The organism is Kitasatospora sp. NPDC058115 (genome assembly GCF_042884635.1).
GTDB lineage: Bacteria > Actinomycetota > Actinomycetes > Streptomycetales > Streptomycetaceae > Kitasatospora.
The window spans coordinates 200316-222385 of sequence record NZ_JBHVTL010000001.1 but is presented as its reverse complement, the minus strand read 5'-3'; the positions used below and the strand labels follow the sequence as shown (position 1 = coordinate 222385).

The window sequence follows — 22070 nt, the reverse complement described above, 5'->3', positions numbered from 1 at the left end:
GCCGAGGAGCTGCGGTGAGCACGAGTACGGGCGGGAACGGGGCTCGGGGCGGGGCGGCGGGCATCCAGCTGCCGTCGATGGACTGGGAGATGGAGGAGGAGCCGGCGGCGGCGCCGGCGACCGGTGCCGCCGCTGCCGCCGTGGCCGCGGTGCCCGCGACGGCGGAGGCGCCGACCGAGCAGGTCGCGGTGCCGGAGTACGGGCCGGTGACGCCGGAGGCGAGCTCCGCCGTCCCGCCGGTCACGGTCGCGGCCGCCGTCGCGGCCGCCGCCGAACCCGACCCCGGGTACGGCCCGGGCGAGGATCCCGGGGCGCTGGAGCCCGTCCTCGCCGGGACGGAGCACCCGGAGGGCGAGGATCCCGCCGAACAGCCCGGCCGCCGCCGGTTCAAGCGGCCCGCGCTGGTCGCCGCCGCGACGGCGGGCGTGGTGCTGATGGGCCTGCCGTTCCTGATCACCGACGGGGCCGACAAGGACAAGCGCGACAACCTCGGCGTGAACCAGCCGGACACCCAGCTCGTCGAGGGCCCGGAGATCGGCGAGGTCCCGGCGCCGCCCGTGCCCACCGAGCCGCCGGTGACCGTCGCACCGACCGTCGCGCCCACCGACCCGGCGGCCACCGGGGAGCCCGGCGCCGCCACCGCGCCGCCCGCCGAGGGGGCGGGCACCGTCCCCGGAATCGCCCTCGGCGGCTCCCCCGCGACCGCGGCGGTGCCGGGCGGCCAGCCGGCCGTCGGGACCGCGCCGGTGGCCAAGGCCCCCGTGACCGCGGCGCCGCAGGGCGGCTCCGGCAAGACGACGCAGCAGCCGGCCGCGGGCCAGCCGGTCTCCCAGCAGCAGCCGGCCGCCGGCCAGCCCGCCGCCCAGCAGCCGGCGCCCCAGCAGCCCGCGCCGGCCCAGCCGGCCCCGCAGCAGCCCGCTCCCCAGCAGCCGGCGCCGCAGCAGCCCGCTCCCCAGCAGCCCGCCCCGCCGCCGGCCACCCAGCAGCCCGCTCCGCCGCCCGCCGCCGCCAAGGCCACCTACGCCGCCGTCGGCGGATCCAACTGCAGCACCTCCTCGGTCGCCTACGCCCAGCACGGCTGGTGGGAGCAGGGCTCCACCGGCTGGCTCAAGCAGTCGACGGGCGGCTTCAGCGGCTCGGGCTGCAACGGCAAGTACGTCTCGATGCCGATGTCCGGCTCGGCGACCAAGGACGACGGCAGCAACGCGGTGGTCTGGACGTTCTCCACCGCCCCGGTCACCGCCGGCAGCTGCAAGATCGCCGTCCACGTGCCGAACAACTCGGACGTCAAGGCCGTCGGCGGCGCGCCCGCCTACTACACCGTCCAGAACACCTCCACGCCGAACAGCGGCACCATCGGCGAGTTCACGATCAACCAGACGAACAACCGGGGGCGCTGGGTGGACGTCGGAAGCTTCCCGGTGAGCGGCGGCAAGATCGCCGTGATGCTGCACTCGCGCGGCGTCGACTGGGGCGGGAGCGCCACCGACAAGGCGCACATCGCGGCCTCCGCCGTCAGCGCCGACTGCACCGCCTCCTGACCTCCGCCCCGCCCCGCCCCACCCGACCGACGAAGACCCCCAGGAGAGGAAGGCCATGTCGCGCCATGTGCTGACGGTGTGCCCGGAGCAGCGCGGCGGCCCGTACCGCACGATCGGCGACGCACTCGCGGCGGCCCGCAGCGGGGCGGTCATCTCCGTCCGGCCGGGCCGCTACGAGGAGAACCTGGTGATCACCAAGATGGTCACCATCACCGCCGAGGAGCCGCGCGGCAGCGTCCGGATCACCGCCCGGCGCGGCTGCGTCGTCCAGGTGGTGGCCGAGGCCGTGCAGCTCACCGGTCTGGTGGTGCAGGGCCAGGACGAGGAACTGCCCGCCGTCGACGTGCCGCGCGGGCAGGCCGCGCTCTCCGACTGCGAGGTGGTCGGCAGCTCCTGGACGGCCGTCCTCACCCGCCAGCAGGGCTCCCTCGCGATGCGCGACTGCCGGGTCACCAACCCGGCCGGCGCCGGCATCGTCGAGACCTCCACCGGCACCAGCGTGATCGAGGACTGCGTCGTCGAACACCTCGGCACCTCGGCCGTGGTGGTCGGCGAGCGGGCCAACCCGCTGCTGCGCAACTGCGTGCTGCGCGACGCCCGGGGCAACGGCATCTGCGCCAACGGCGAGGCCCGCGGCACCTTCGAGGACTGCGAGATCTCGGTCACCGACAAACCCGCCGTGGCCCTGGAGGAGCGCTCCACCACCCGGCTGCTGCGCACCGCCGTGCGCGACGCCACCATCGGCGTGTACATCAGCTCCGCCGCGCGGGTCGTGCTGGAGGACTGCGCGGTCAGCGCCACCACCGGCCACGGCATCGCGCTGGCCGCCGGCACCGACCCCGAGCTGCGCCGCTGCACCACCGCCCGCACCGCGGGCCACGGCATCCACATCACCGGCCGCTCGCGCGGGCAGTTCGAGCACTGTGAGGTGTCCGACGCGCAGGGCACCGGGATCTGGGTCGGGGAGCACTCCGGGCCGGTGCTGAAGAACACCGTCGTGCGCAACAGCGGCGGGACCGGCGTCGAACTGGCCGAGGAGAGCGCGGCCGACATCGACCGCCTGGAGATCCGCGACGCCACCGGGTCCGGGCTGTCCATCGGCGGCGGCGCCAACCCCCGGGTGCGGCACCTGACCGTCACCGGTGCGGGCGCCGACGGCGTCGAGGTGCTCCGGGACGGCCGCGGCCGGCTGGAGGGCGTCGAGGTGACCGACGCGGGGCGGGCCGGCCTGCGGATCACCGACGGCGCGGACACCTTCGTCGGCGCCGGGGTCGTCCGCGGCTCCCGGAGCTGCGGCGTGGTGGTCGGCAAGGTCGGCCGGGCCGCGCTGCGCGACTGCGAGGTGAGCGGCTCGGGCGAGGACGGCCTGGCCGTCGAGGACGGCGGCGAGCTGAGCTGCACCCGGGTCCGCAGCCACGGCAACCGCCGGCACGGCGTGCGGATCGGCGCCGGCGGGCGGGCCGCGCTCGCCCAGCTCGACGCGGCCGAGAACATCGGCGACGGCGTCCGGATGGACTCCACCGAGGCGGTCCGGCTGACCGGCTGCACGCTCTCCCGCAACCGGGGCTCGGGCCTGCGGCAGACCACGCCGAACGAACGCCTCGCGGTCGAGCAGCTCACCAGCGAGGAGAACGGCCTGCCCGACGCGCACGGCACCGCGAGCTCCGCCCCCGGCGGCCCGCGCGCCGAGGGGACCGGCGCCGCCAACGGCCCGGCCGCGCCGGGGGACCCCGCCGCCGAACCGGGCGCCGACCCTTCCCGCGCCGCCGCCCCGGCCGCGCCGCCCGGCCCGCTGGAGGCGCTGGAGTCGCTGGTCGGCCTGGCCGGCGTCAAGGAGCAGGTGGCCACCCTGGTCAACCTCAACAAGCTGGCCCGCCGCCGCGAACTCGCCGGCATGCCGGCCCTGCCGATGAGCCGCCACCTGGTCTTCGCCGGCCCGCCCGGCACCGGCAAGACCACGGTCGCCCGCCTCTACGGCGCCATCCTCGCCGAGCTGGGCGTGCTGCGCAGCGGGCACCTGACCGAGGTGGCCCGGGCCGATCTGGTCGCCTCGATCATCGGCGGCACGGCCATCAAGACCACCGAGGTGTTCCAGCAGGCGCTGGGCGGGGTGCTGTTCGTCGACGAGGCGTACACCCTCTCGGCCGGGTCGGGATCCGGCTCCGGCCCGGACTTCGGCCGCGAGGCGATCGACACCCTGGTCAAGCTGATGGAGGACCACCGCGACGACATCGTGGTGATCGTCGCCGGCTACTCCGCCGAGATCGGCGACTTCCTGGCCTCCAACCCGGGCCTCGCCTCCCGGTTCAGCCGGACCGTGGAGTTCGCCAACTACGAGGTCGACGAGCTGGTCACCATCGTCGAACGCGCCGCCACCGGCCACGGCTACGAACTGGCCGAGGGCACCGGCGCGGCGCTCACCGTGCTCTTCGAACAGATGCCGCGCGGCGCGGACTTCGGCAACGGCCGCTCGGCGCGCAAGGTCTTCGAGGAGATGGTCGACCGGCAGGCCACCCGTCTCGCCGAGCAGGCCGAGATCAGCGACGAGGACCTCGCGCTGCTCGTCCCCGGGGACGTCGGCGTCGACCTCGAACCGCCCGCCAAGGAGGCCGACGGCACCGAGCCGCTCGCCGAACTGCGGGCCCTGGTCGGCCTGCCCGCCGCGAAGGCCCAGGTCGAGGACCTGGTGAACCTGCTCCGCCAGGTCCGCCGCCGCGAGGAGGCCGGACTGCCGACCGCCACCATCAGCCACCACCTGGTCTTCGCGGGCCCGCCCGGCACCGGCAAGACCACGGTCGCCCGGCTCTACGGGCGGCTGCTGGCCGAGCTGGGCGTCCTGCCGGGCGGCCAGCTCGTCGAGACCGCCCGCGCCGACCTGGTCGGCCGCTACGTCGGCCACACCGCGCAGCTCACCAAGGAGGCCTTCGAGCGGGCGCGCGGCGGCGTCCTGTTCGTCGACGAGGCGTACACCCTGACGCCCCGGCACGGAGGCGGCGGCGACTTCGGCCAGGAGGCCGTGGACACCCTGATGAAGCTGATGGAGGACCACCGCGACGAGGTGGTGGTGATCGTCGCCGGCTACGAGGACGAGATGCGGCACTTCCTCTCCTCCAACCCCGGCCTCGCCTCCCGCTTCTCCCGCCAGATCGACTTCGGCCACTACGCGGACGCCGAGCTGGTCACCATCGTGCGCAACCACGCCGAGTCCGCCGGATACGCGTGCGCACCGGAGACCCTGACCGCCCTGGAACGGCTGTTCGCCACCGTCCCGCGCGACCGCACCTTCGGCAACGGCCGCTTCGCCCGGCAGACCCTGGAGGGCATGATCACCCGTCAGGCCGGGCGTCTCAGCCGCCTGGAGGTGGCGGACCTGTCCGAGCTGAGCCTGCTGCTCCCCGAGGACATCGCCACCGACCGCACCGCCACCCCGGCGTGACCACCCCGCGCCCCGGCCCCGCCCCCGCCCCACGCCCGGGCCTGCGGGTCGTCGCGGCGACGGCCTGCGGCCTCGTGGCCCTCTCCCCGTCGGCGGCCGTTGCCGTACCGTCGGCCGCCCCGTCGTTCTCCGCGCACCCGCTGTCCGCCGTGGGTGCGGCGGCCGGCGGTGGGGGAGCGGGGAGCGGACGGGCGGGGCTGCTGCCCGCCGCCGCGCCCCTCGGGGTGGGCCGGGCGGGCTCTCCGGGGGGCTTCCTCGCGGCGCCGGTGCCCGGCGGGCCGCCGACGGTCGCGGCGGCGACGCCGGGGCAGGCGGCCGGGGGCGCGTCGCCGGGCGGGGAGCTGCCCGTGATGGGGCAGACCGTGCCCGACGTGCGGCAGAACGGGTGCCGCAAGCCCTCCGGCAAGGTGGCGGACCGGGCCGGGTGGGCGCAGACGTACCTGCGGCCGGAGGCCGTGTGGCCGCTGGGGCGGGGGGACGGGGTGACGGTGGCGGTGATCGGGTCCGGGGTGGACGCGGCCGCCGGGGCGGCCTCCGGTGTGCTGGCCGGGCGGCTCGCGCTCGGGCCGCGACTGCACGGTGAGGGCGACGCCGGGCGGGACTGCGTCGGGCACGGCACCGTCCTGGCGAGCCTGATCGCCGGCCGCCGGACGGCCGACGGCGCTCCGTCCGGGATCGCTCCCGGGGCGAAGGTCCTGGCCGTGGCCGTCACCGACGACGCCGGGAGCACCACCGCCGACCTGCTGGCCCGGGGCATCCGCGCGGCGGCGGACGGCGGCGCGCGGATCGCCGTGGTCGCGGCGCCGATCCCGGAGCCGGCGCCGGTGCTGGCCGAGGCGGTCGGTTACGCCACCGCCAAGGGCATGCTCCTGGTCGCGCCGGTGGGACCGGACAGCCAGTCGGTGGCGGCCCCGGTGTATCCGGCCGGGTACCCCGGCGTGCTCGCGGTGGCCGCGCTCGCGGCGGACGGTTCCCCGGCGGGCGCCGCCACCTCGGCCGGCACCGCCGCCCCCGCCGTCGCCGCCCCCGCCGGGCGGGCCTCGCGGGTGGATCTGGCGGCACCCGGCGACGCACTGCTGGCCGCCGGACCGGGCGGCGGCACCTTCGCCGCCTCGGGGCCGAGCTACGCCGCCGCGCTGGTGGCGGGGACGGCGGCCCTGGTGCTCGGCCGGTCGCCGTCGCTGACCGTCGAGCAGCTCGCCGAGCGGCTGCGGGCGACCGCCTACCGGCCGGGCACCGCGTTGCCCGATCAGGCCGTCGGTTGGGGCACGGTCGACCCGGTGAGCGCCGTGGCGTCCGGCGCCTCCGGAGGCGTTCCCGAGGCCCCGGCGGACGGCGGCGGGCCGCAGGCCGGCGAGCCGGTCGTCGTCCCGCCGCCCGCGGACGGCTCGTCCCGGCGCCTGGCGACGGCCGTCGCGGGGACGGGCCTGGGCGGTGCGGCCCTGGTGGCGCTGGCCATGGCGGCGGTGCGCGCCGGACGGAACCGGGGCGGGCGCCGCCCGGAGTGACGGCCCGGCCGGCCCGGCTGTGCGACGGCCCGGGCCCCGCGCCCGCGCCCCGCGAAGGCGCCCCCAACCCCGCGCCAACCCGGCCGCCGGCGCCCGCGTTGGCGTGCCGTTGGCCCGCCGTTGGCGACGGCTGCCAGCGTGGCCACGCCCGGGAGAGCGGCTCGCCCGCCGTGGCCCGCCCCCGCGCGCCGAGACAGCGATCGAACCAGGTACCCGACCACCGACCGGGGTACCGACGAATGACGAATGTCGTAAGGGGCTCAACAGCCGTGGCCATCGACGCTACCGCCCACGCCGGGACGACCACCGAGGACGCCGGGGGGCCCGTCGCCCCGCCGGCCCCCCGGCCCACCCTGGACCAGGACACCCTCGCCGAGCTGTACCGGCTGCACGGCGGCTACCTGCTGCGCGCGATGCTCCGGGTGACCAGCGGCGACCGCGGCAAGGCCGAGGACATCGTCCAGGAGACCCTGCTGCGGGCCTGGCAGAACCCGGCGGCCATGCACCGCGGCCCCGAGTACAGCCGCCCGTGGCTGTTCACGGTGGCGCGCCGGATCGCCATCGACCACTACCGGATGCAGACCGCCCGCGCCCAGGAGGTCGCCGACGAGTCCCCCGAGGACCACGCGGGCACCCACGACCCCTACGACGAGGTGCTCGTCGCCCGGGACATGGCGGCGGCGATGGCCGAGCTGCAGCCCCACCACCGGGACGTACTGGTCGAGTTGCACATGAAGGGCCGATCGATGGCCGAGGTCGCCCGGGTGCTGGGGGTGCCGGTCGGCACGGTCAAGTCCCGCAACTTCTACGCCGTCCGCGCCCTGCGCCCGATCCTGGAGGCGCACGGCATGGCCTGGGCCGGCTGATCCCGGCCCCGGACCTCCCGGCCCCCGCACCGTCCGGTCGCCGGGGTGAACCGTTCCCGCCCCGCCGCCCGTAGACCAAGGTGGCGGCACCGCCACCGGCGCCCGTTCCCCCGTGCGGGCGCCGGGCCGACGGCCGCCCCGGCCTCCGCCCTTGTGGGAGCGCGGACGCCGGGGCGGCCGGCCGCATGGGCGGCCCCCGGTCATCCCCGGACCGGCGGGCCGCCCTTCGTGCTCCGCACGCCGTTCCGCGCGCGGCAGGCCCGGCAGGCCCGGCCGAGCCGGCCGAGCGGCCGGGTCACCACCCCAGCAGGTACGCCCCGCGCCGCAGCCCGGCCAGCACCGTGCCGGCCGTCGCCTCGGCGGCGCTGACGGCCGCGTCGTCGTCGCCGTCGGCCGCCGGACCGTCCGTCTCGGCCACCGCGCCCCCGTGCAGCACCACGTAGTGCAGCGCCGCCCCCGTCGCCCGGCTCTCGCGGCGGAAGGTGTCCAGCGCCGTGGGCGCGACCGAGCCCTCCACCACCACCTGGTAGCCGCCCGCGGCGAAGGCGAAGGCCGCCTGCGCGGTGGCCGCCAGCGCGGTCAGGTTCTGCCGCCGCGCCTCCGGCCGGTCCGCCTCCACGTAGCCCTGCCGGACCGCCCGCCGGAAGTCCTCCGCGCGCAGGTGGACGCTCGGGAAGAGCGCGGCCGCGACCAGCGGGGCGACCGCGCCGCTCCCGGCGCCGGCGGCCGGGTCGGAGAGGACGACCACGCTGCCCGCCCCCCGTCCGCCTCCGAGCTCCGGCCCACCTACGGTCGTACGGTTCACAGCTGCTGATCCCTTCGCGGGCCGGGGACGGACGGGGAGCCGGGGCGGGACGGCCGGAGCGTGCGCGGGGTGAACCCGGCATACGGACAGCCGACCGTCTCGTCATATCGAGTGACTGCTGTCGGAGATCAACCTAGTCCACCGCACACCCCGGAGTCCTCCCCTCCCCGGACCTCCCGCCGTCCCCTCGCCTCCCGGCCGCCTCCCCGCTACCTCCGGGCCCGCAGCACGATCGGATTGGTCAGCGCGGCCATCGGTCCCCACGGCAGGTCCGGTCCCATGGAGTTGCCCCGGCCCGGTGTCCCGTCCGCCTTCGGGTGCCGCACCTCGGCCCGGACGAACGCGGCCAGCGAGGCCGTGGTCCGCCACACCACCGTGCCCGCGCCGTCGGCCGGCAGCGACTCCTGGTGCAGCTGGCCCTCGTCGGTCAGGAACCGCACCGTGCCGTTCGGCACCCCGGAGACGTCGAGCCGCACGTCCACCGGCGCGTCCTGCGGAACGGACAGCTCCTCGCCGATCCCGGCCTGCCGGCCGGCGCCGGTCGCGGTGAACTCCAGCTGGACGGCCGCCGACTCCGCGAGCCAGCTGCGGCCGGCGCGCAGGCCCGCCAGCACGGCGTCCCGGTGGAGGTCCTCGGCGAACACGACGGTGTGTGGCGAGCCGATCACCTGCGGGACGCTGTGCGCGTCACTGTTGCCGATCGCGGGCAGCCAGGACCGCCCGTCGCGCAGCGCCACCGCCAGCTGGGCGTCCCAGGTGTCCACCGCAGACTCGTCGTCGTACGTCCACGGGCCGTTCCACACCTCGACGGCGTCCGCGTCCTCGTACCCGAACTTCCACTGGCAGGCGACGTACGGGCAGTACGGGTGCGCCGGCACCACCAGACCGCCCTGCCGCCGCACCTGACGGGCGAACCGGGGGAAGGCCCCGTCGCGCGAGCGGTAGCGCCAGTCGACGAACCGACCGGGCTCCAGCCCCAGCGCCAGCCAGTGGCCGTTGCGGGTGGTCACCTCCTCGCCCAGCAGGATCAGCAGGTCCGGACCGGCCAGCGGGCCCCAGACGCCGTGCGAGGAGGTGGTGTTGTGGTCGGTCGACACGATGAAGTCCAGCTTCGCCTCGCGCGCGCCCGCGGCCACCTCGGCGGGCTGGCGGCGCCCGTCGGAGTGCACCGTGTGCAGGTGGCAGTCGCCGCGGTACCAGGCCCGCCCGCGTCCCCGGGCACGCTCCGGCGGATAGGCGGGGGTGAACTCGCCGCCCGGCGCGCCGGACCGCAGCGTCACGTCGACCCGGTACTCCAGCCCCTGCGGCGCCACCTGGTACGGCCCCAGCACGACGTGCCAGCGGCCCGGGCGGACCGGGCCCGGCAGGTAGCCGGGGGTGGCCTGCTCCCGGCTCACCGCGAACTCCGTGCGGAAGCCGCCGGACCAGCCGCGGAAGCCGCGCCCGCCGAGGTCGGTGCCGCGCTCGTCGAAGAGCCCGATGTCGCAGGAGTTGCCCGGGGTGCCGGGCGGGACGGCCGGCTTGTCGTACCGGTAGGAGACGGCGATCTCGCGGACACCGGCGGGGACGTCGAAGGGGAGGAGGACGAAGTCGGGCGCGCCGGTCGGCAGCGTGCCGGTCAGCGTGATCGTCCGCTCGGCCCCGTCGGCCCCGGCCGCCGCCTCCGCCCCGTCCGCCGCCCGGGCGACGCCCGCCGTCGCCGCCGCCACCGCCCCCAGCGCCCCTGCCGCCAGTAAGCCGCGCCGGCCCGGCAACGCCCTGTCGTCGTGCACCTGCTCCGTCATCGGAAGCCTCCGCTCTCGCCGGGATGTCGGGATGTCAGCGGAGTCCCGTACCCTCCCCGGTGAACCCCCGGTGAGCCGGGCCCCACGGCCGTGCGGCAGCCCCGTGAAGGCCGCGCCCGCTTGCACGGGCGGCTTCGGCGGCCCTGAATGGAGGGGCGTGGATCGGTGGTCCCTGACGGTCGGACAGGTTCGGAGCTTTCATGGCACTCAGTCGGCGGACCCTCCTGGCGGCCGCGGCCGGCACCGCCCTGGCCGGCTGCGCGCCCACGCCGGGCGCCCAGCCGCCGACCGCCGCACCGCCCACCACGGCCACCACGCCCACCACGGCCCCTCCCGCCCCGGCCCTCACCCCGACGCCCACGCCCGCCCCCACCTCTGCTCCCGCCCCCATCCCGACGCCCCCCGCCACGCCCACCCACGCCCCCACGCCCACCCCCACCCCCTCCGCCACCCTCCCCACCCGCGCGGCCGTCGTCGCCCGTTACGGCGACGCCGTCCCCACCGCCTGGGGCCTCGACGTCCCCGGCGTGCTCACCCTCCTCCCCGCCGCGGCCGCCCCCGCCGTCGCGCTCACCTTCGACGCCTGCGGAGGCTCCGGCGGCTCCGGCTACGACGCCGCCCTCATCGACACCCTCCGCGCCCACGGCGTCCCCGCCACCCTCTTCCTGAACGCCCGCTGGATCGATGCCAACCGCGGCGTCTTCGACGACCTCGCCGCCGACCCCCTCTTCGAGATCGCCAACCACGGCACCGCCCACCGCCCCCTCTCCGTCACCGGCCGCTCCGCCTACGGCATCGCCGGCACCCGCGACCCCGGCGAGGTCCACGACGAGATCGCCGGCAACCTCGCGAAGCTCACCGCGCTCCTCGGCCGCCCGCCCCGCTTCTTCCGCTCGGGCACCGCCCACTACGACGACGTCGCCACCCGCATCGCCGCCGACCTCGGCCAGCAGGTCGCCGGGTTCAGCACCAACGCCGACGGCGGCGCCACCCTCCCCGCCGCCCAGGTCCGGCAGGAACTGGCCGGGACCGCCCCGGGCGGCATCGTCATCGCCCACATGAACCGGCCCGGCTCCGGCACGGCCCGCGGCGTCGCCGCGGCCCTCCCCGCCCTGCTGTCCGCCGGCCGCACCTTCACCCGGCTATCCGACGCCCTCCACTGACGTCCCTGACGTCCGGGTGACCCCGCCGCCCGGTGCCGTCCCGATCGCCGTGGACACCGGCAGCGCCGCCGCGACCCGGAACCCGGGGCCGTACGGCGCCGCGCTCAGCAGCCCGCCGTACAGCGCCACCCGCTCGCGCAGACCGAGCAGCCCGTGCCCCGTCGACAGGTCCTGCTCCCCGTCCGGCGCACGGCCGGCCCCGTCGTCCACCACCTCGATGAGCAGCGCCCGGTCCCAGGTGATCCGCACGACGGCCCGGGTGCCGGGACCGGCGTGCTTGGTGATGTTGGTGGCCGCCTCCTGGACGAGCCGGTACGCGGTCTGGCTGACGCTGTCGTCGATCCGCAGCGGCGTTCCCCGGGTCTCCAGGGAGATGTCGACGCCGGCCTCGCGGACGTCCCTCAGCAGCCGCTCCAGATCGCCCAGACCGTGGCTGTACTCCTCCTCGACCGGGGTCTCCGCGGTGCGCAGCAGCCGCAGCATGTGCCGCAGCTCGGCCATGGTGGCCCGCCCCAGGTTCTCGATGTGCCCGAAGGCCTCCCCGCGCGCGGGATCCTCGAACGCCGTGACCTTCGCCGTCTCGGCCCGCATCACCATGACGGCCACCGCGTTGGCGACGATGTCGTGCAGTTCCCGCGCGATCCGCAGCCGTTCCTGGGTGACCCGCCGGCGGGTGTCGGCGACCTCCTGCCGGTGGCGTTCGGCGGCGTCCTCGGCGGCCCGGCTGAGCCTGGCGAAGCCCCAGACCACCAGGGTCACCGGCACGTAGAACGCGAGGTTCGCGACCAGCACGGACACCACCCGGGGGCCCTCGTAGTCGGTGACGGTGTAGGAGATCGCCAGTCCGAGCGGGACGAGGGTCAGCCCGAGGGCCGTCAGCGCGACGGGCCGGCGGCACTGCGCGGCGACGGTGTAGAGGGCGATCATCAGGCCGAAGCACGGGACGTAGTCGAGCGCCCCGGTCATCGAGAGGATGTCGGAACCGGCGGAGATCACCCAGACGGCCGCGAAGACCGCGACCGGCCACCGCCGCCGCAGCACCAGCGCGCCGGCCTCGCCCACGGCGAGGACGACCATCCAGAAGCGCTGCTGCCAGCTCGCCCAGGGGGCGATCACGGTGCCGAAGTAGAACAGCTCCGGGACGATCGCCGCCAGGGCCAGTGCCACGTCCTGCCAGCCGACGGCCCGCGCGCCGTCGGGCGCGCGGGCGTCCCGCGGACGGTCCGGCGGCAGGCCCGGGGGTGGGGTCTGCGGCCGGTCCTGCGGCGTCGTCGTGGTCATCGCGGTCGCTCCACGATCCGCTCAGTCCGCCGACGTCGGGTAGCCGACGCCCGACCTCGGCGCCGAGTGGTGCCCACAGGTGGGACTGGTGCCGCAGGTGCCCCAGGCGTAACGCTCGACGCTGCGGACGACGACGACGCCGTCCGCACGGCCGAGCCACCAGGTGTCCTGCGGACCGGACGCCTTCTTCGGGCGTGCCACCCGGAGACCGAGGTCGGCGTAGGCCGCCCACTGGTCGCCGTGGTGGCGGGTCAGGAGCTCGGCGAGCTTCACCGGCGTGGAACTCACGTCGGCGACCTCGAACTCCGTCGGCCAGACCAGCGTCAGGACGGCCGCGGCCGTGATGACCTCGTGATCGTTCACCGCGGCCAGGCTGATCCCCCCGACCGGGATCGTCTCGGTCGCGTCGTCGGCCCCGGGTGAACGGGATATCCGGACGAGGTATCTCTTCCAGGGGCTCGCCACGTCCTCGGGCGGGTCGGGGACGAGCACGCTCGCCGGACCGACCATGAACCCGTACGCCAGTGGCTCGCCGGGCGCCTCGCCGGGCGTCCAGGCGTGCACGGAGACGTGAAGAGCGGGTACTCCGGTCACGTATTCATGACTCATTGTTACTCCTCGTAATCGTTCCGGCCCGCTCCGGTCTCTGCGGGGGACCTGCTTCCACCCTGGCCCCGACCCTGTCCCAGGAGCATGAGCCTGCGGCCCCACCTTCGCCCCGACCTGCGGACTTCCCGTCCGTGCCCGCATCGTGTGATCGGCCGTCATGACATTTGTCACCGAGCGGTGCTGAGAATCCTCATCACCCTCGGTGAGTGCACGCACTTCTGTCGCCCCGGGGCCGCTGGAAGGCTGAACCGCATGACCGAGCGCCTCCCCGCCCTCCGCCTCCTGCTGGCCGACGACGAGCCCGGCCGCAGGACCGCCCTGGCCGCCCTGCTGGCCCTGCAGGAGGGCCTCACCGTCGTCGCCGAGGCCGACTCCGCCCGGGCCGCGCTGGCCCTGGCCGCGCGCCGCCGCCCCGACGTCGCCGTCCTCGCGCTGCGCTCACCCGGTCTCGACCCGTCGCTGCTGCCGGCCTGCCCGACCGTGATCCTCACGACCCACGACCGCCCGGGCGACCTCCGCCGCGCCCTGCGCGCCGGCGCCGGGGCCTACCTGCCGCGCAGCGGCTCCGCCGCCGACCTCGCCCACGCCGTCCGCACCGTCCACCGGGGCGGCCGCTACCTCCACCCGGACACCCTCGCCCCGGACACCGCCGTCCTGACCGCCGACGAACTCGACGCCCTCGACCTCACCGCCACCGGCAGCCCCGTCCCGCCGCCGGCCGCCCGCCACCTCGCCTCCGCCGCCGCCAAACTCGGCACCACCACCCCGGCCGCCGCCCTCCGGCGGGCTCGGCACCACGGGTGGATCTGACGGCTGCGCCCCCGGCTCGTGAGGTGCGCCCGTTCCACGCGCCGATCGCGTGGGCGAGGTCGTTGCGGCCGGCCGGGGTGCGGGGTGACGGCCCGGCGATCTCCGTGCTCACCCCGCCCCCCCGGGGTCGAACGAACCCCACTGCCCTGCGGCAGCCCGGAGGAAGGGCCTGGAGCCGTCCGGGCCGCCGCCGTGCCGTCTACCGCAGGACCGTGATGGCGGTGGCGAGGTGCCCGTCGTGGACGCGCCAGCGCCCCGCCAGGGTGGGCAGGGGCGAGGGGACGAGGAGGGTGGCGGTGAAGGTGCCGTCGGGGCGGAGCGTGAGGTCGGCCTCGGAGAAGTCGAGGAAGCGCCGGGTGAGCGGGAACCAGGACTTGTAGACGGACTCCTTGGCGCTGAACAGGATGCGGTCCCAGGGGGTGCCGGGGTCGGACGCGAACAGCGCGCCGTTGCGCTCCTGCTCCGCCGGGAGGGCAATGGCGTCGAGCACGCCCTCCGGCAGGGGGAGGGCGGGCTCGGCGTCGATGCCGACGGAGAGGACGTCCCCGGCGCGGGCGACGGCGGCGGCGCGGAAGCCGGCGCAGTGGGTGAGCGAGCCGACCACGCCCTCCGGCCAGCCGGGGGCGCCGCGCAGGCCGGGGACCAGCGGGCGGTACGGGACGCCGAGGCGGGTGAGGGCGAGGCGGGCGCAGTGGCGGACCGTGGTGAACTCCCGCTGCCGCGATGCGACGGCGCGGGCGATGACCGCCTGCTCCTCGGGTTCGAGGCGGGCCTCGGGCGGGTCGGAGTAGGCGGTCTCGACGACGACGGGCGCGGGCAGGAGTTCGTTGATCACTGTTCCCCCGGACAGGACGGACGACGGATGACACGAGCCATCCGGAGGATAGCGTGATGATCCGCTATTCGAAGGCGGCGGCGGCCTCCCGCAGCGCGCTCGCCACGACGGCGGGGTCGTCCGGCGCGGGGTCCCCCGGCAGGTAGGTGACGGCGCGCAGCTCGCCGCTGTACCGGAAGGAGCGGTGGCGCTCGTAGACCGGCCAGGAGACCGGCGACCTGCGGTCGACGCCGACGCTGATGCCCTGGAACGGGGCCATGCCGATGAGCTGGTGGACCGGGCCGAGCCGGCCGGTCTCCTCGCCGTCGACCAGGACGCGGAACTCCCACCGCAGGCCGGCCACGGCGGTCGCCTCGACGCCGACCAGGCGGGCGCCGGGGGCGAGCGGTCCGGCGTCGGCCTCGAAGAGTTCGCCGTACTGGTTGTAGGCGAGGTGCAGCCGGCCGTCCTCGACGTAGAGGCTGTAGCCGCCGCCCTGGTCGCCGTGCGAGACCAGGACGCCCGCGTCCCCGGCGCCGTGGTGGGCGAGTTCGACCTCGACGGCGAAGGAGCGGAAGGAGATCAGCCGCGAGGAGCGGTACCGCTCCAGTTCGGGCGTTCCGGCGAGCAGGCGCAGCGGGCGGCGCAGCCCGGCGTCGTCGGGGTGGCGGCGGGCGAGGGCGCCGCTGCCGTCGGTGAGCGGGAAGACGCCGTTGCGCCAGGCGGCGGCCTCCCACGCCTCGGACAGCTCCTTGACCAGGCCCGGGTGTTCGGCGGCGAGGTCGTGGATCTCGGTGGGGTCGGTGCGCAGGTCGTACAGTGCCCACTCGCCGTCGTCGTAGGGGGCGCCGGGGCGGTGCAGGGTGACGAGCTTCCAGCCGTCGCGGTAGTAGCTGCGGTTGCCGGTCATCTCGCAGTACTGCTCGGGGTGGGTGGAGCCGGCGGCCGGGTCGCGCAGCACGGGGGCGAAGCTGAAGCCGTCCAGGGACTGCACGGTCCGCCCGGCGCGCCGCTCGGGCCGTTCGACGCCGGCGAGGTCGAGCAGGGTGGGCAGCAGGTCGGTGACGTACTGGTACGGGGTGCGCACGCCGGGGTCGCCCTCGGCGCGCGGGAGGCCGGCGGGCCAGGAGAGCACGAACGGCACGCGCACGCCGCCCGCGTGGGTCTGGCCCTTGTAGAGGCGGAACGGGGTGTTGGAGGCCATGCCCCAGCCGCGCGGGTAGTGGACCAGGGAGCGCGGGCCGCCGATCAGTTCGATCTCGCGTTCGACGTCGGGGTTCCAGTCCTCCGGGAGGGCGGGGTGGTGGACGAAGCGGCTGAAGTAGCTGCGGGTGCCCTCGGCGCCGCCCTCGCCGGTGCCGCCGTTGTCGGAGGTGAACACCACGATGGTGTTGTCGAGTTCGCCGAGCGCGGCGAGGGTGTCGAGCAGCCGGCCGAGGTTCTGGTCGACGTTGTCGACCATCGCCGCGTAGACCTCCATGTAGCGGGCGTACAGCTGCCGCCGGGCGGGGTCGAGTTCGCTCCACGGGCCGACCTCGTAACCGGATTCGGCGTTGCGGTCCGGCAGTTCGGTGCCGGGCGGGAAGTGTCCGGCGGCGAGCTGGCGGGCGAACCGGGCGGCGCGCAGCTCGTCCCAGCCGCCGTCGTAGCGGCCCCGGTGCCGGGCGAGGTCCGCGGGCTTGGCCTGCAGCGGGCCGTGCACGGCGTTGTGGGCGAGGTAGAGGAAGAACGGCTTGTCGGCGTCGTGGGCGCGCAGCGACGTCACCATGTCGATGGCGCGGTCGGTGATGTCGTCGGTGTAGTAGTAGTCGTCGGGGAGCTCGTCGATGTCCAGCGGGCTGTTGTCGCGGACGAGCTGGTGCGGGTGGAAGAGGCTGGTGAGGCCTTCCAGGACGCCGTAGTACTGGTCGAAGCCCTTCTGCAGGGGCCAGTTGGCGCGGTTGTCGGCGGCGTTGGAGGCGGAGTCGCGGGTGAGGTGCCACTTGCCGACGGCGTAGGTGGCGTAGCCGGCGTCGTGCAGCAGTTCGGCGAGGGTGGGGATGTCGTCGGCGATCTCCATGCCGTAGCCGGGGAAGCCGGGGTCGGCGTTGGCGACGAAGGAGTAGCCGACCCGGTGCGGGTTGAGGCCGGTGAGCAGGGCGGCCCGGGCGGGGGAGCAGAGCGGCATGGTGTGGTAGTTGGCGAGCTTGACGCCGCGCTCGGCGAGGCCGTCCAGGGCCGGGGTGGGGACTTCGGAGCCGAACGGGCCGATGTCGCTGTAGCCGAGGTCGTCGACCAGGACCACGACGACGTTGGGCGCGCCCTCGCGCGGGCGGACCCGCCGGGGCCAGGCGGGGGTGGACTCGCGGAAGGTGCGGCCGACGGTGCCGGGGAAGCCCGCGTACGGGTCGCGGTGGGCGGTGCCGGGCGGGGTCTCGGTCATGCGGTGCTCCGGGTGGTGAGGGCGGCGGGCCTGGTCTCCAGGCGCGGGACGGCGGCCAGGAGTTCGGCGGTGTACGGGTGTTCGGGCGCGGTGACGACCCGGTCGGCCGGACCGGTCTCGACGATCCGGCCGCGGTGCATGACGGCGATCCGGTGGCTCACCTGCCGGACCACCGCGAGGTCGTGGGCGATGAACAGCAGGGCGAGGCCGAGTTCGCGCTGGAGGCGGGCGAGCAGGTCGAGCACCTGGGCCTGGACCGAGACGTCCAGGGCGGAGACCGGCTCGTCGCAGATCAGCACGCTCGGCTCGGGCGCCAACGCCCGGGCGATGCCGATGCGCTGGCGCTGGCCGCCGGAGAAGGCGCGCGGGTGCCGGTCGGCGCTCTCGGGGTCGAGGCCGACCTGCTCCAGCAGTTCGGCGACCCGCCGGGCGCGCGCGGGGCGGTCGCCCAGGCCGTGGGCGATCAGCGGCTCGGCGACGATCTGGCCGACGGTCATCCGGGGGTTGAGCGAGGCGTACGGGTCCTGGAAGACCAGCTGCAGCTCGCGCCGGGCTCCGCGTTCACCGCCGCGCCCGAACTCCCGTCCGCGGAAGCGGATCTCGCCACCGCTCGGGGCGTGCACCTGGACCAGTGCGCGGGCCAGCGTGGACTTGCCGGAGCCGGACTCGCCGACCAGGCCGAGCGTCTCGCCGGGGTGCAGCACCAGGTCGACGCCGTCCAGCGCGGTGACCGCGCGTCGCCGTGAGCCGTAGGTCTTGCGCAGGCCGGTGACGGTGAGCAGCGGCTCGGGCCCCGGCACGCTGTTGGCGGCCGCCTCCGAGGGCGCCTCCAGCCGGGGGACGGCGGCCAGCAGCTCCTTGGTGTAGGGGTGGCGCGGTGCGGTGAGGACGTCGGCGGTGGCGCCGGACTCGACCACCCGGCCGTGCCGCATGACCAGCAGCCGGCGGCAGGTCTGGGCGATCACCCCGAGGTCGTGGCTGATCACCACCAGGGCGGTGCCGGTCTCCCGGTTGATCCGGGTGAGCAGGCGCAGGATCTGCTGCTGGACGGTCGGATCGAGGGCGGTGGTCGGCTCGTCGGCGACGAGCACCTCGGCGTCGTTGGCGAGCGCGAGGGCGATCATGATGCGCTGGCGCTGGCCGCCGGAGAACTGGTGCGGGTGGTCGCGCAGCCGTCCGGCGGCGTCGGGTATGCCGACCAGGTCGAGCAACTCGACGGCGCGGGCGGCGCGTTCGCGCTTGTCCGGCCGGTTGCCGTGGGCCCGCAGGGCCTCGTCGAGGTGCTTGCCGACGGTGAGCACCGGATTGAGCGAGGACATCGGGTCCTGGAAGACCATGGCGATCCGCCGGCCGCGTACGGCGCGCAGGGCGCGCTCGGGCAGGGCGGCGAGGTCCTGGCCGGCCAGCTCCACCGAGCCGCCGGTGATCCGCCCGCCGTCGGGGAGCATGTGCAGCAGGGCGAGCGCGGTGGTGGACTTGCCGGAGCCGGACTCGCCGACCAGGCCGAGGGTGTCCCCGGCGGCGAGTTCGAAGCCGACGCCGTCCACGGCGGTGGTGCCGTCGAACGCCACGGAGAGGTCGGTGACCCGCAGCACGGTGCGGTCAGGGTGGCCGGTCATCGGCGGATCCCCCGGTTCAGGGCCTCGGCGATCAGCGTGAAGCCGAGCACCAGTGCGGTGGTGACGGCCAGTGGGGCGGCCGCGAAGGTCGGATGGGTGGCGAGGTAGCCGACGGACTGGCTGAGGATCGAGCCGAGGGTCGGCTCCGGCGGGCGCACGCCGAGCCCGAGGAAGCTCATCGCGCCCTCGATGAACACGCCGACCGACAGTGCCACCGCGGTCTGCACGATCAGCGGGTCGACGGCGTTCGGCAGCACGTGCCGCAGCAGCACCCGGGCCCGGGTGGCGCCGCCGACCCGGGCCGCCAGCGCGTACTCGCGCTCCCGCTGGACCAGGATTCCCGAGCGCAACTGGCGCCCGAACAGCGGTACTTCGGCGAGTGCGATGACGATGAACACCGGCCAGCGGCCCGGCCCGAGCACGGCCGTGACGGCCAGTGCCAGGATCATCCCGGGGAAGGCGAGCACCAGGTCGAAGGCGCGCTGGACGGCGGTGTCCGCCCAGCGGTGGGTGGCCGCGAGCAGGGCGAGCGAGCAGCCGAGCAGCGCGCCGACCGGCACCGCGCCGAAGGTCAGCGCGAGGTCGGTGGTGATGCCGTGCAGGACCCGGCTGAGCAGGTCCCGCCCGAGGTCGTCGGTGCCCAGCGGGTGGTCGGCGCTCGGCCCGGCGAGGGCCAGCGGGCCCTGGGCGTCGGGGTCGTGGTCGGTGAGCAGCGGGGCCAGCAGCCCGGCCAGGGCGACGGTGCCGACCAGGACGAGCCCGGTCAGCCCGCGGGCGGTGAGCAGCCCGGCGAGGTACCGGTTGCGGACGGCGGCGCGCGCGGGGCGCGCCGGGGAGGGGGCGGGGGCGGTCAGGGCGGTCATCGGTTACTCCCACCGGATCCGGGGGTCGAGCCAGGCGTACACGAGGTCGGTGAGCAGTTGGACGGCGACGTAGCCGGCGACGACCAGCAGCAGCACGGCCTGCACCACCGGGTAGTCGCGGCGCAGCACGCCCTGCTCGACGAGCTGGCCGAGCCCGGGCCAGGCGAAGATCCGCTCCACCAGCACCGCCCCGGCGACCAGGTGGCCGACCTGAAGGCCGAGCACGGTGACGGCGGACGGCAGCGCGTTGGGCAGGGCGTGCCGCCAGACGATCCGGCGGCGCGAGACGCCGACGGCGGTGGCGGTGCGCACGTAGTCCTCGGAAAGCGCCCGCTGGATGCCGTCGGTGAGGTAGCGGGCGAGCACGGCGGCGCTGGGCAGGGCGAGGCAGACGGCGGGCAGCAGCAGGTACTGCAGCGCCAGGTCGGGGGCGTCGAGCAGGGACTCGTGGCCCCCGGCGGGCAGCAGCCCGAGGGTGACCGCGAACAGCAGCACCAGCAGCACGCCGGTGACGAACGGCGGCACGGCCAGCACGGCCGTGGTGAAGGCGCGCACGGCGGCGGCGACCGGCCGGCGTTCGGCGGTGGCGCCGAGCACGCCGAGCGGCAGGGCCAGCAGGACGACCAGCAGGAGGGCGGCGGCGGTGAGCTGGACGGTGGCGCCGAGGCCGTCGCCGATCAGTTCGGAGACCTGGCCGCCGATCGAGTAGCTGGGCCCGAGGTCGCCGGTGAGCAGGTCGCCGAGCCAGCGCAGGTACTGGGTCACCAGCGGCTCGTCGAGCCCGAGCCGGGCGCGGATCGCGTCGACGGCCTGCGGTCCGGCGTCGGGGCCGGCCAGCGTGGTGGCGGGGTCGCCGGGGATCAGCCGGAGGATGAGGAAGACCAGGAAGGAGGCGAGGAGGAGGACGAGCAGCCCGGAGGGCAGCCGCTTGAGGAGGAAGGTTCGCATGGGTTCGGGCCGTCCGCTCAGGCCGTGAGGTAGGCGTCGTCGAGGTTGAGGTAGCCGAACTTGTTGAGGGTGGCGCCGCGGGCCTTGCCGCCGGCGACCTCGCTGAGGCCGGCGATGGCGAGGTCGATCACGAACTGCTCGTCGAGCAGGGTGTCGGTGATCTGCCGGTAGAGCGCCTTGGCCTCGTCGCTGTCGCTGTCCGGCCGCTTCCAGGCGCGCTGCACGATGTCGGTGTAGGCGGGCGAGGAGAAGTGCGAGCTGTTCTTCGCCTCGTTGAACGGGTAGGCGCTCACCGCCAGGGTGGCGGGGTGGAGTTGGGCGAAGCCGTGGCTGAGCGTCCACAGCGCGGGCATGGCCTGGGCGATCAGCTGCTTCTGCATGGTGGGCGAGTCGGTGGGCTGCAGCACGGTCTCGATGCCGACCTGCTTGAGGTCGTACTGGAGGATCTGCGCGACGGCGGTGTTGCCGGGGTCGTTGCTGTGCGCGAACGGCAGGGTGATGCCGGAGAGTCCGGCGTCCTTGAGCAACTGCCGGGCGCGCTCGGGGTCGTGGCGGTAGTGGGCGGCGGCCTCCGCGCTGTACGCGGGGGAGGACTTGGGCCAGGGCGTGGCGGAGACGGTGCCGGAGCCGCCGAGCGCCTGCTGGACCAGCCGCTCGCGGTCCACGGCCCAGGCGATGGCCTGCCGGACGCGCTTGTCGCCGACGTGCTCGGCCGTGAGGTTGGCGCCGATGTAGTACGCGCCGCCGCCGGTGTCGTAGGAGGTGACCCGGAACTGCTGGTCGCTGCGCAGGGCGGTGAGGTCCTTGCCGCGCACGTGGTAGGAGAGGTGGGTCTGGCCGGTCTTCAGGGAGGAGAGCAGTGAGTCGCTCTGGGGGATCACCCGGATCTCGACGCCGTCCAGGTAGGGGCGGCCGGGGTTCCAGTACTTCTCGTTGCGGGCGAAGGTGAGCGAGCTGCCGGGCTTGCGCTCGGTGAAGGTGTAGGGGCCGGTGCCGACCAGCTTCGTCCCGGCGAAGGCCTCCTCGACGGTCTCCGAGTCCGGGATGATCATGAACTCGAAGAGGTCGAAGAGGTTGCTCACCGGGTGGGCGAGGACGAGGGTGAGCTCGTGGTCGCCGTTCTTGCGGAAGTCGGTGACGGCGGCCGCGGTCGAGCGCAACTGGGCGGAGCGGGCCGGGTTCTGGAGGTTCTTGACGGCGAACACGACGTCGTCGGCGGTGAACCGGCGGCCGCTGTGGAAGGTCACGTCCTCGCGCAGCCTGAGCGTGACGCCGGTGCCGTCCGGGGCGACCTGCCAGGAGGTGGCCAGCTCGGGCTGCGGCTTCAGCTGGTCGTCGTAGCGGGTCAGGGTGTTGAAGACCAGCCGCTGGACGAGGGTGTTGGCGCTCTGGGCGAACAGCAGGGCGGGCGTGAAGTCGACACTGGCGCCGACCGTGAGGACGCCGCCGCGCCGCGGTCCCGCCGCGTCGCCGGCGGTCCGGCCGGCGGCGGTGTCGGCGGCCGAGCGGCAGGCGGCCAGGGCCAGCAGGCCGGCGCCGGCGAGGCCGCCGCGGAGCAGCGCCCGGCGGGAGAGCGGGGAGGCGGAGGGGAGGCTGGTCAC

Annotated in this window: 16 protein-coding genes; 6 read left to right on the top strand and 10 right to left on the bottom strand. The window is 75.7% G+C overall.

All coding sequences use genetic code 11. The features are described 5' to 3' along the window. Positions 1 to 14 precede the first annotated feature (14 nt). The 4 genes from ACFVVL_RS00840 (at position 15) to ACFVVL_RS00825 (ending at position 7351) form a co-directional block, all read left to right on the top strand. On the top strand, positions 15 to 1541 hold the full coding sequence (locus ACFVVL_RS00840) for a hypothetical protein (protein WP_380296581.1): 1527 nt from the start codon (positions 15 to 17) through the stop codon (positions 1539 to 1541). A gap of 55 nt (positions 1542 to 1596) precedes the next feature. Continuing rightward, positions 1597 to 4977 (top strand): right-handed parallel beta-helix repeat-containing protein, encoded by a 3381-nt coding sequence (locus ACFVVL_RS00835; RefSeq protein ID WP_387670320.1) that lies wholly within the window; start codon positions 1597 to 1599, stop codon positions 4975 to 4977. Positions 4978 to 5327: 350 nt separating this feature from the next. Then, positions 5328 to 6485, top strand: coding sequence for a S8 family serine peptidase (locus tag ACFVVL_RS00830; RefSeq protein ID WP_380296579.1), 1158 nt, complete (start codon positions 5328 to 5330; stop codon positions 6483 to 6485). 269 nt (positions 6486 to 6754) lie between these two features. After that, a complete protein-coding gene (locus tag ACFVVL_RS00825) occupies positions 6755 to 7351 on the top strand; it encodes a sigma-70 family RNA polymerase sigma factor (RefSeq protein ID WP_380298664.1) in 597 nt (198 codons plus the stop codon). A 295-nt stretch (positions 7352 to 7646) separates the two neighbouring features. Here ACFVVL_RS00825 and ACFVVL_RS00820 read toward each other — a convergent pair whose 3' ends face one another. Continuing rightward, a complete protein-coding gene (locus ACFVVL_RS00820; RefSeq protein WP_387670317.1) occupies positions 7647 to 8156 on the bottom strand; it encodes a hypothetical protein in 510 nt (169 codons plus the stop codon). A 209-nt stretch (positions 8157 to 8365) separates the two neighbouring features. Continuing rightward, positions 8366 to 9940: a CehA/McbA family metallohydrolase gene (locus tag ACFVVL_RS00815; RefSeq protein WP_387670315.1), complete on the bottom strand. Its 1575-nt coding sequence runs from the start codon at positions 9938 to 9940 to the stop codon at positions 8366 to 8368. 200 nt (positions 9941 to 10140) lie between these two features. On the opposite strand from ACFVVL_RS00815, the gene ACFVVL_RS00810 reads away from it, so the two are divergent. Continuing rightward, entirely contained in the window at positions 10141 to 11103 is a 963-nt protein-coding gene (locus ACFVVL_RS00810; protein WP_387670313.1) for a polysaccharide deacetylase family protein, read from the top strand. On the opposite strand, the gene ACFVVL_RS00805 is transcribed toward ACFVVL_RS00810, so the two are convergent. Both ACFVVL_RS00805 and ACFVVL_RS00800 read right to left on the bottom strand, forming a co-directional pair. Further along, a complete protein-coding gene (locus ACFVVL_RS00805) occupies positions 11083 to 12384 on the bottom strand; it encodes a sensor histidine kinase (protein WP_387670311.1) in 1302 nt (433 codons plus the stop codon). The genes ACFVVL_RS00810 and ACFVVL_RS00805 overlap by 21 nt on opposite strands. Positions 12385 to 12405: 21 nt before the next feature. Further along, positions 12406 to 12993: a hypothetical protein gene (locus ACFVVL_RS00800; RefSeq protein WP_387670309.1), complete on the bottom strand. Its 588-nt coding sequence runs from the start codon at positions 12991 to 12993 to the stop codon at positions 12406 to 12408. Positions 12994 to 13245: 252 nt separating this feature from the next. On the opposite strand from ACFVVL_RS00800, the gene ACFVVL_RS00795 reads away from it, so the two are divergent. Further along, positions 13246 to 13803 (top strand): response regulator transcription factor, encoded by a 558-nt coding sequence (locus ACFVVL_RS00795; RefSeq protein ID WP_387670307.1) that lies wholly within the window; start codon positions 13246 to 13248, stop codon positions 13801 to 13803. 199 nt (positions 13804 to 14002) lie between these two features. Here ACFVVL_RS00795 and ACFVVL_RS00790 read toward each other — a convergent pair whose 3' ends face one another. The 6 genes from ACFVVL_RS00790 to ACFVVL_RS00765 all read right to left on the bottom strand — a co-directional run bounded on the left by ACFVVL_RS00790 (position 14003) and on the right by ACFVVL_RS00765 (position 22070). Continuing rightward, positions 14003 to 14638, bottom strand: a complete 636-nt coding sequence (locus tag ACFVVL_RS00790; RefSeq protein ID WP_380293534.1) for a 4'-phosphopantetheinyl transferase — start codon at positions 14636 to 14638, stop codon at positions 14003 to 14005. A 64-nt stretch (positions 14639 to 14702) separates the two neighbouring features. Continuing rightward, complete coding sequence (locus ACFVVL_RS00785; RefSeq protein WP_387670305.1) at positions 14703 to 17039, bottom strand: arylsulfatase; 2337 nt, start codon at positions 17037 to 17039, stop codon at positions 14703 to 14705. Continuing rightward, positions 17036 to 18658, bottom strand: coding sequence for an ABC transporter ATP-binding protein (locus tag ACFVVL_RS00780; protein ID WP_387670303.1), 1623 nt, complete (start codon positions 18656 to 18658; stop codon positions 17036 to 17038). Before ACFVVL_RS00780 ends, ACFVVL_RS00785 begins: the two co-directional genes overlap by 4 nt. Further along, a complete protein-coding gene (locus ACFVVL_RS00775) occupies positions 18655 to 19521 on the bottom strand; it encodes an ABC transporter permease (protein ID WP_380293540.1) in 867 nt (288 codons plus the stop codon). The genes ACFVVL_RS00780 and ACFVVL_RS00775 overlap by 4 nt, the downstream gene beginning before the upstream one ends. 3 nt (positions 19522 to 19524) lie before the next feature. Further along, complete coding sequence (locus ACFVVL_RS00770; protein WP_380293542.1) at positions 19525 to 20469, bottom strand: ABC transporter permease; 945 nt, start codon at positions 20467 to 20469, stop codon at positions 19525 to 19527. Positions 20470 to 20486: 17 nt separating this feature from the next. Continuing rightward, entirely contained in the window at positions 20487 to 22070 is a 1584-nt protein-coding gene (locus ACFVVL_RS00765) for an ABC transporter substrate-binding protein (RefSeq protein WP_387670300.1), read from the bottom strand.

Bases quoted from the DNA above. Each gene is read 5' to 3' on its own strand.
- ACFVVL_RS00785 (WP_387670305.1), bottom strand. From the start codon at position 17,039: ATGACCGAGACCCCGCCCGGCACCGCCCACCGCGACCCGTACGCGGGC.
- ACFVVL_RS00780 (WP_387670303.1), bottom strand. From the start codon at position 18,658: ATGACCGGCCACCCTGACCGCACCGTGCTGCGGGTCACCGACCTCTCC.
- ACFVVL_RS00770 (WP_380293542.1), bottom strand. From the start codon at position 20,469: ATGCGAACCTTCCTCCTCAAGCGGCTGCCCTCCGGGCTGCTCGTCCTC.
- ACFVVL_RS00810 (WP_387670313.1), top strand. From the start codon at position 10,141: ATGGCACTCAGTCGGCGGACCCTCCTGGCGGCCGCGGCCGGCACCGCC.
- ACFVVL_RS00830 (WP_380296579.1), top strand. From the start codon at position 5,328: ATGGGGCAGACCGTGCCCGACGTGCGGCAGAACGGGTGCCGCAAGCCC.
- ACFVVL_RS00795 (WP_387670307.1), top strand. From the start codon at position 13,246: ATGACCGAGCGCCTCCCCGCCCTCCGCCTCCTGCTGGCCGACGACGAG.
- ACFVVL_RS00815 (WP_387670315.1), bottom strand. From the start codon at position 9,940: ATGACGGAGCAGGTGCACGACGACAGGGCGTTGCCGGGCCGGCGCGGC.
- ACFVVL_RS00775 (WP_380293540.1), bottom strand. From the start codon at position 19,521: ATGACCGCCCTGACCGCCCCCGCCCCCTCCCCGGCGCGCCCCGCGCGC.
- ACFVVL_RS00835 (WP_387670320.1), top strand. From the start codon at position 1,597: ATGTCGCGCCATGTGCTGACGGTGTGCCCGGAGCAGCGCGGCGGCCCG.
- ACFVVL_RS00805 (WP_387670311.1), bottom strand. From the start codon at position 12,384: ATGACCACGACGACGCCGCAGGACCGGCCGCAGACCCCACCCCCGGGC.
- ACFVVL_RS00800 (WP_387670309.1), bottom strand. From the start codon at position 12,993: ATGAGTCATGAATACGTGACCGGAGTACCCGCTCTTCACGTCTCCGTG.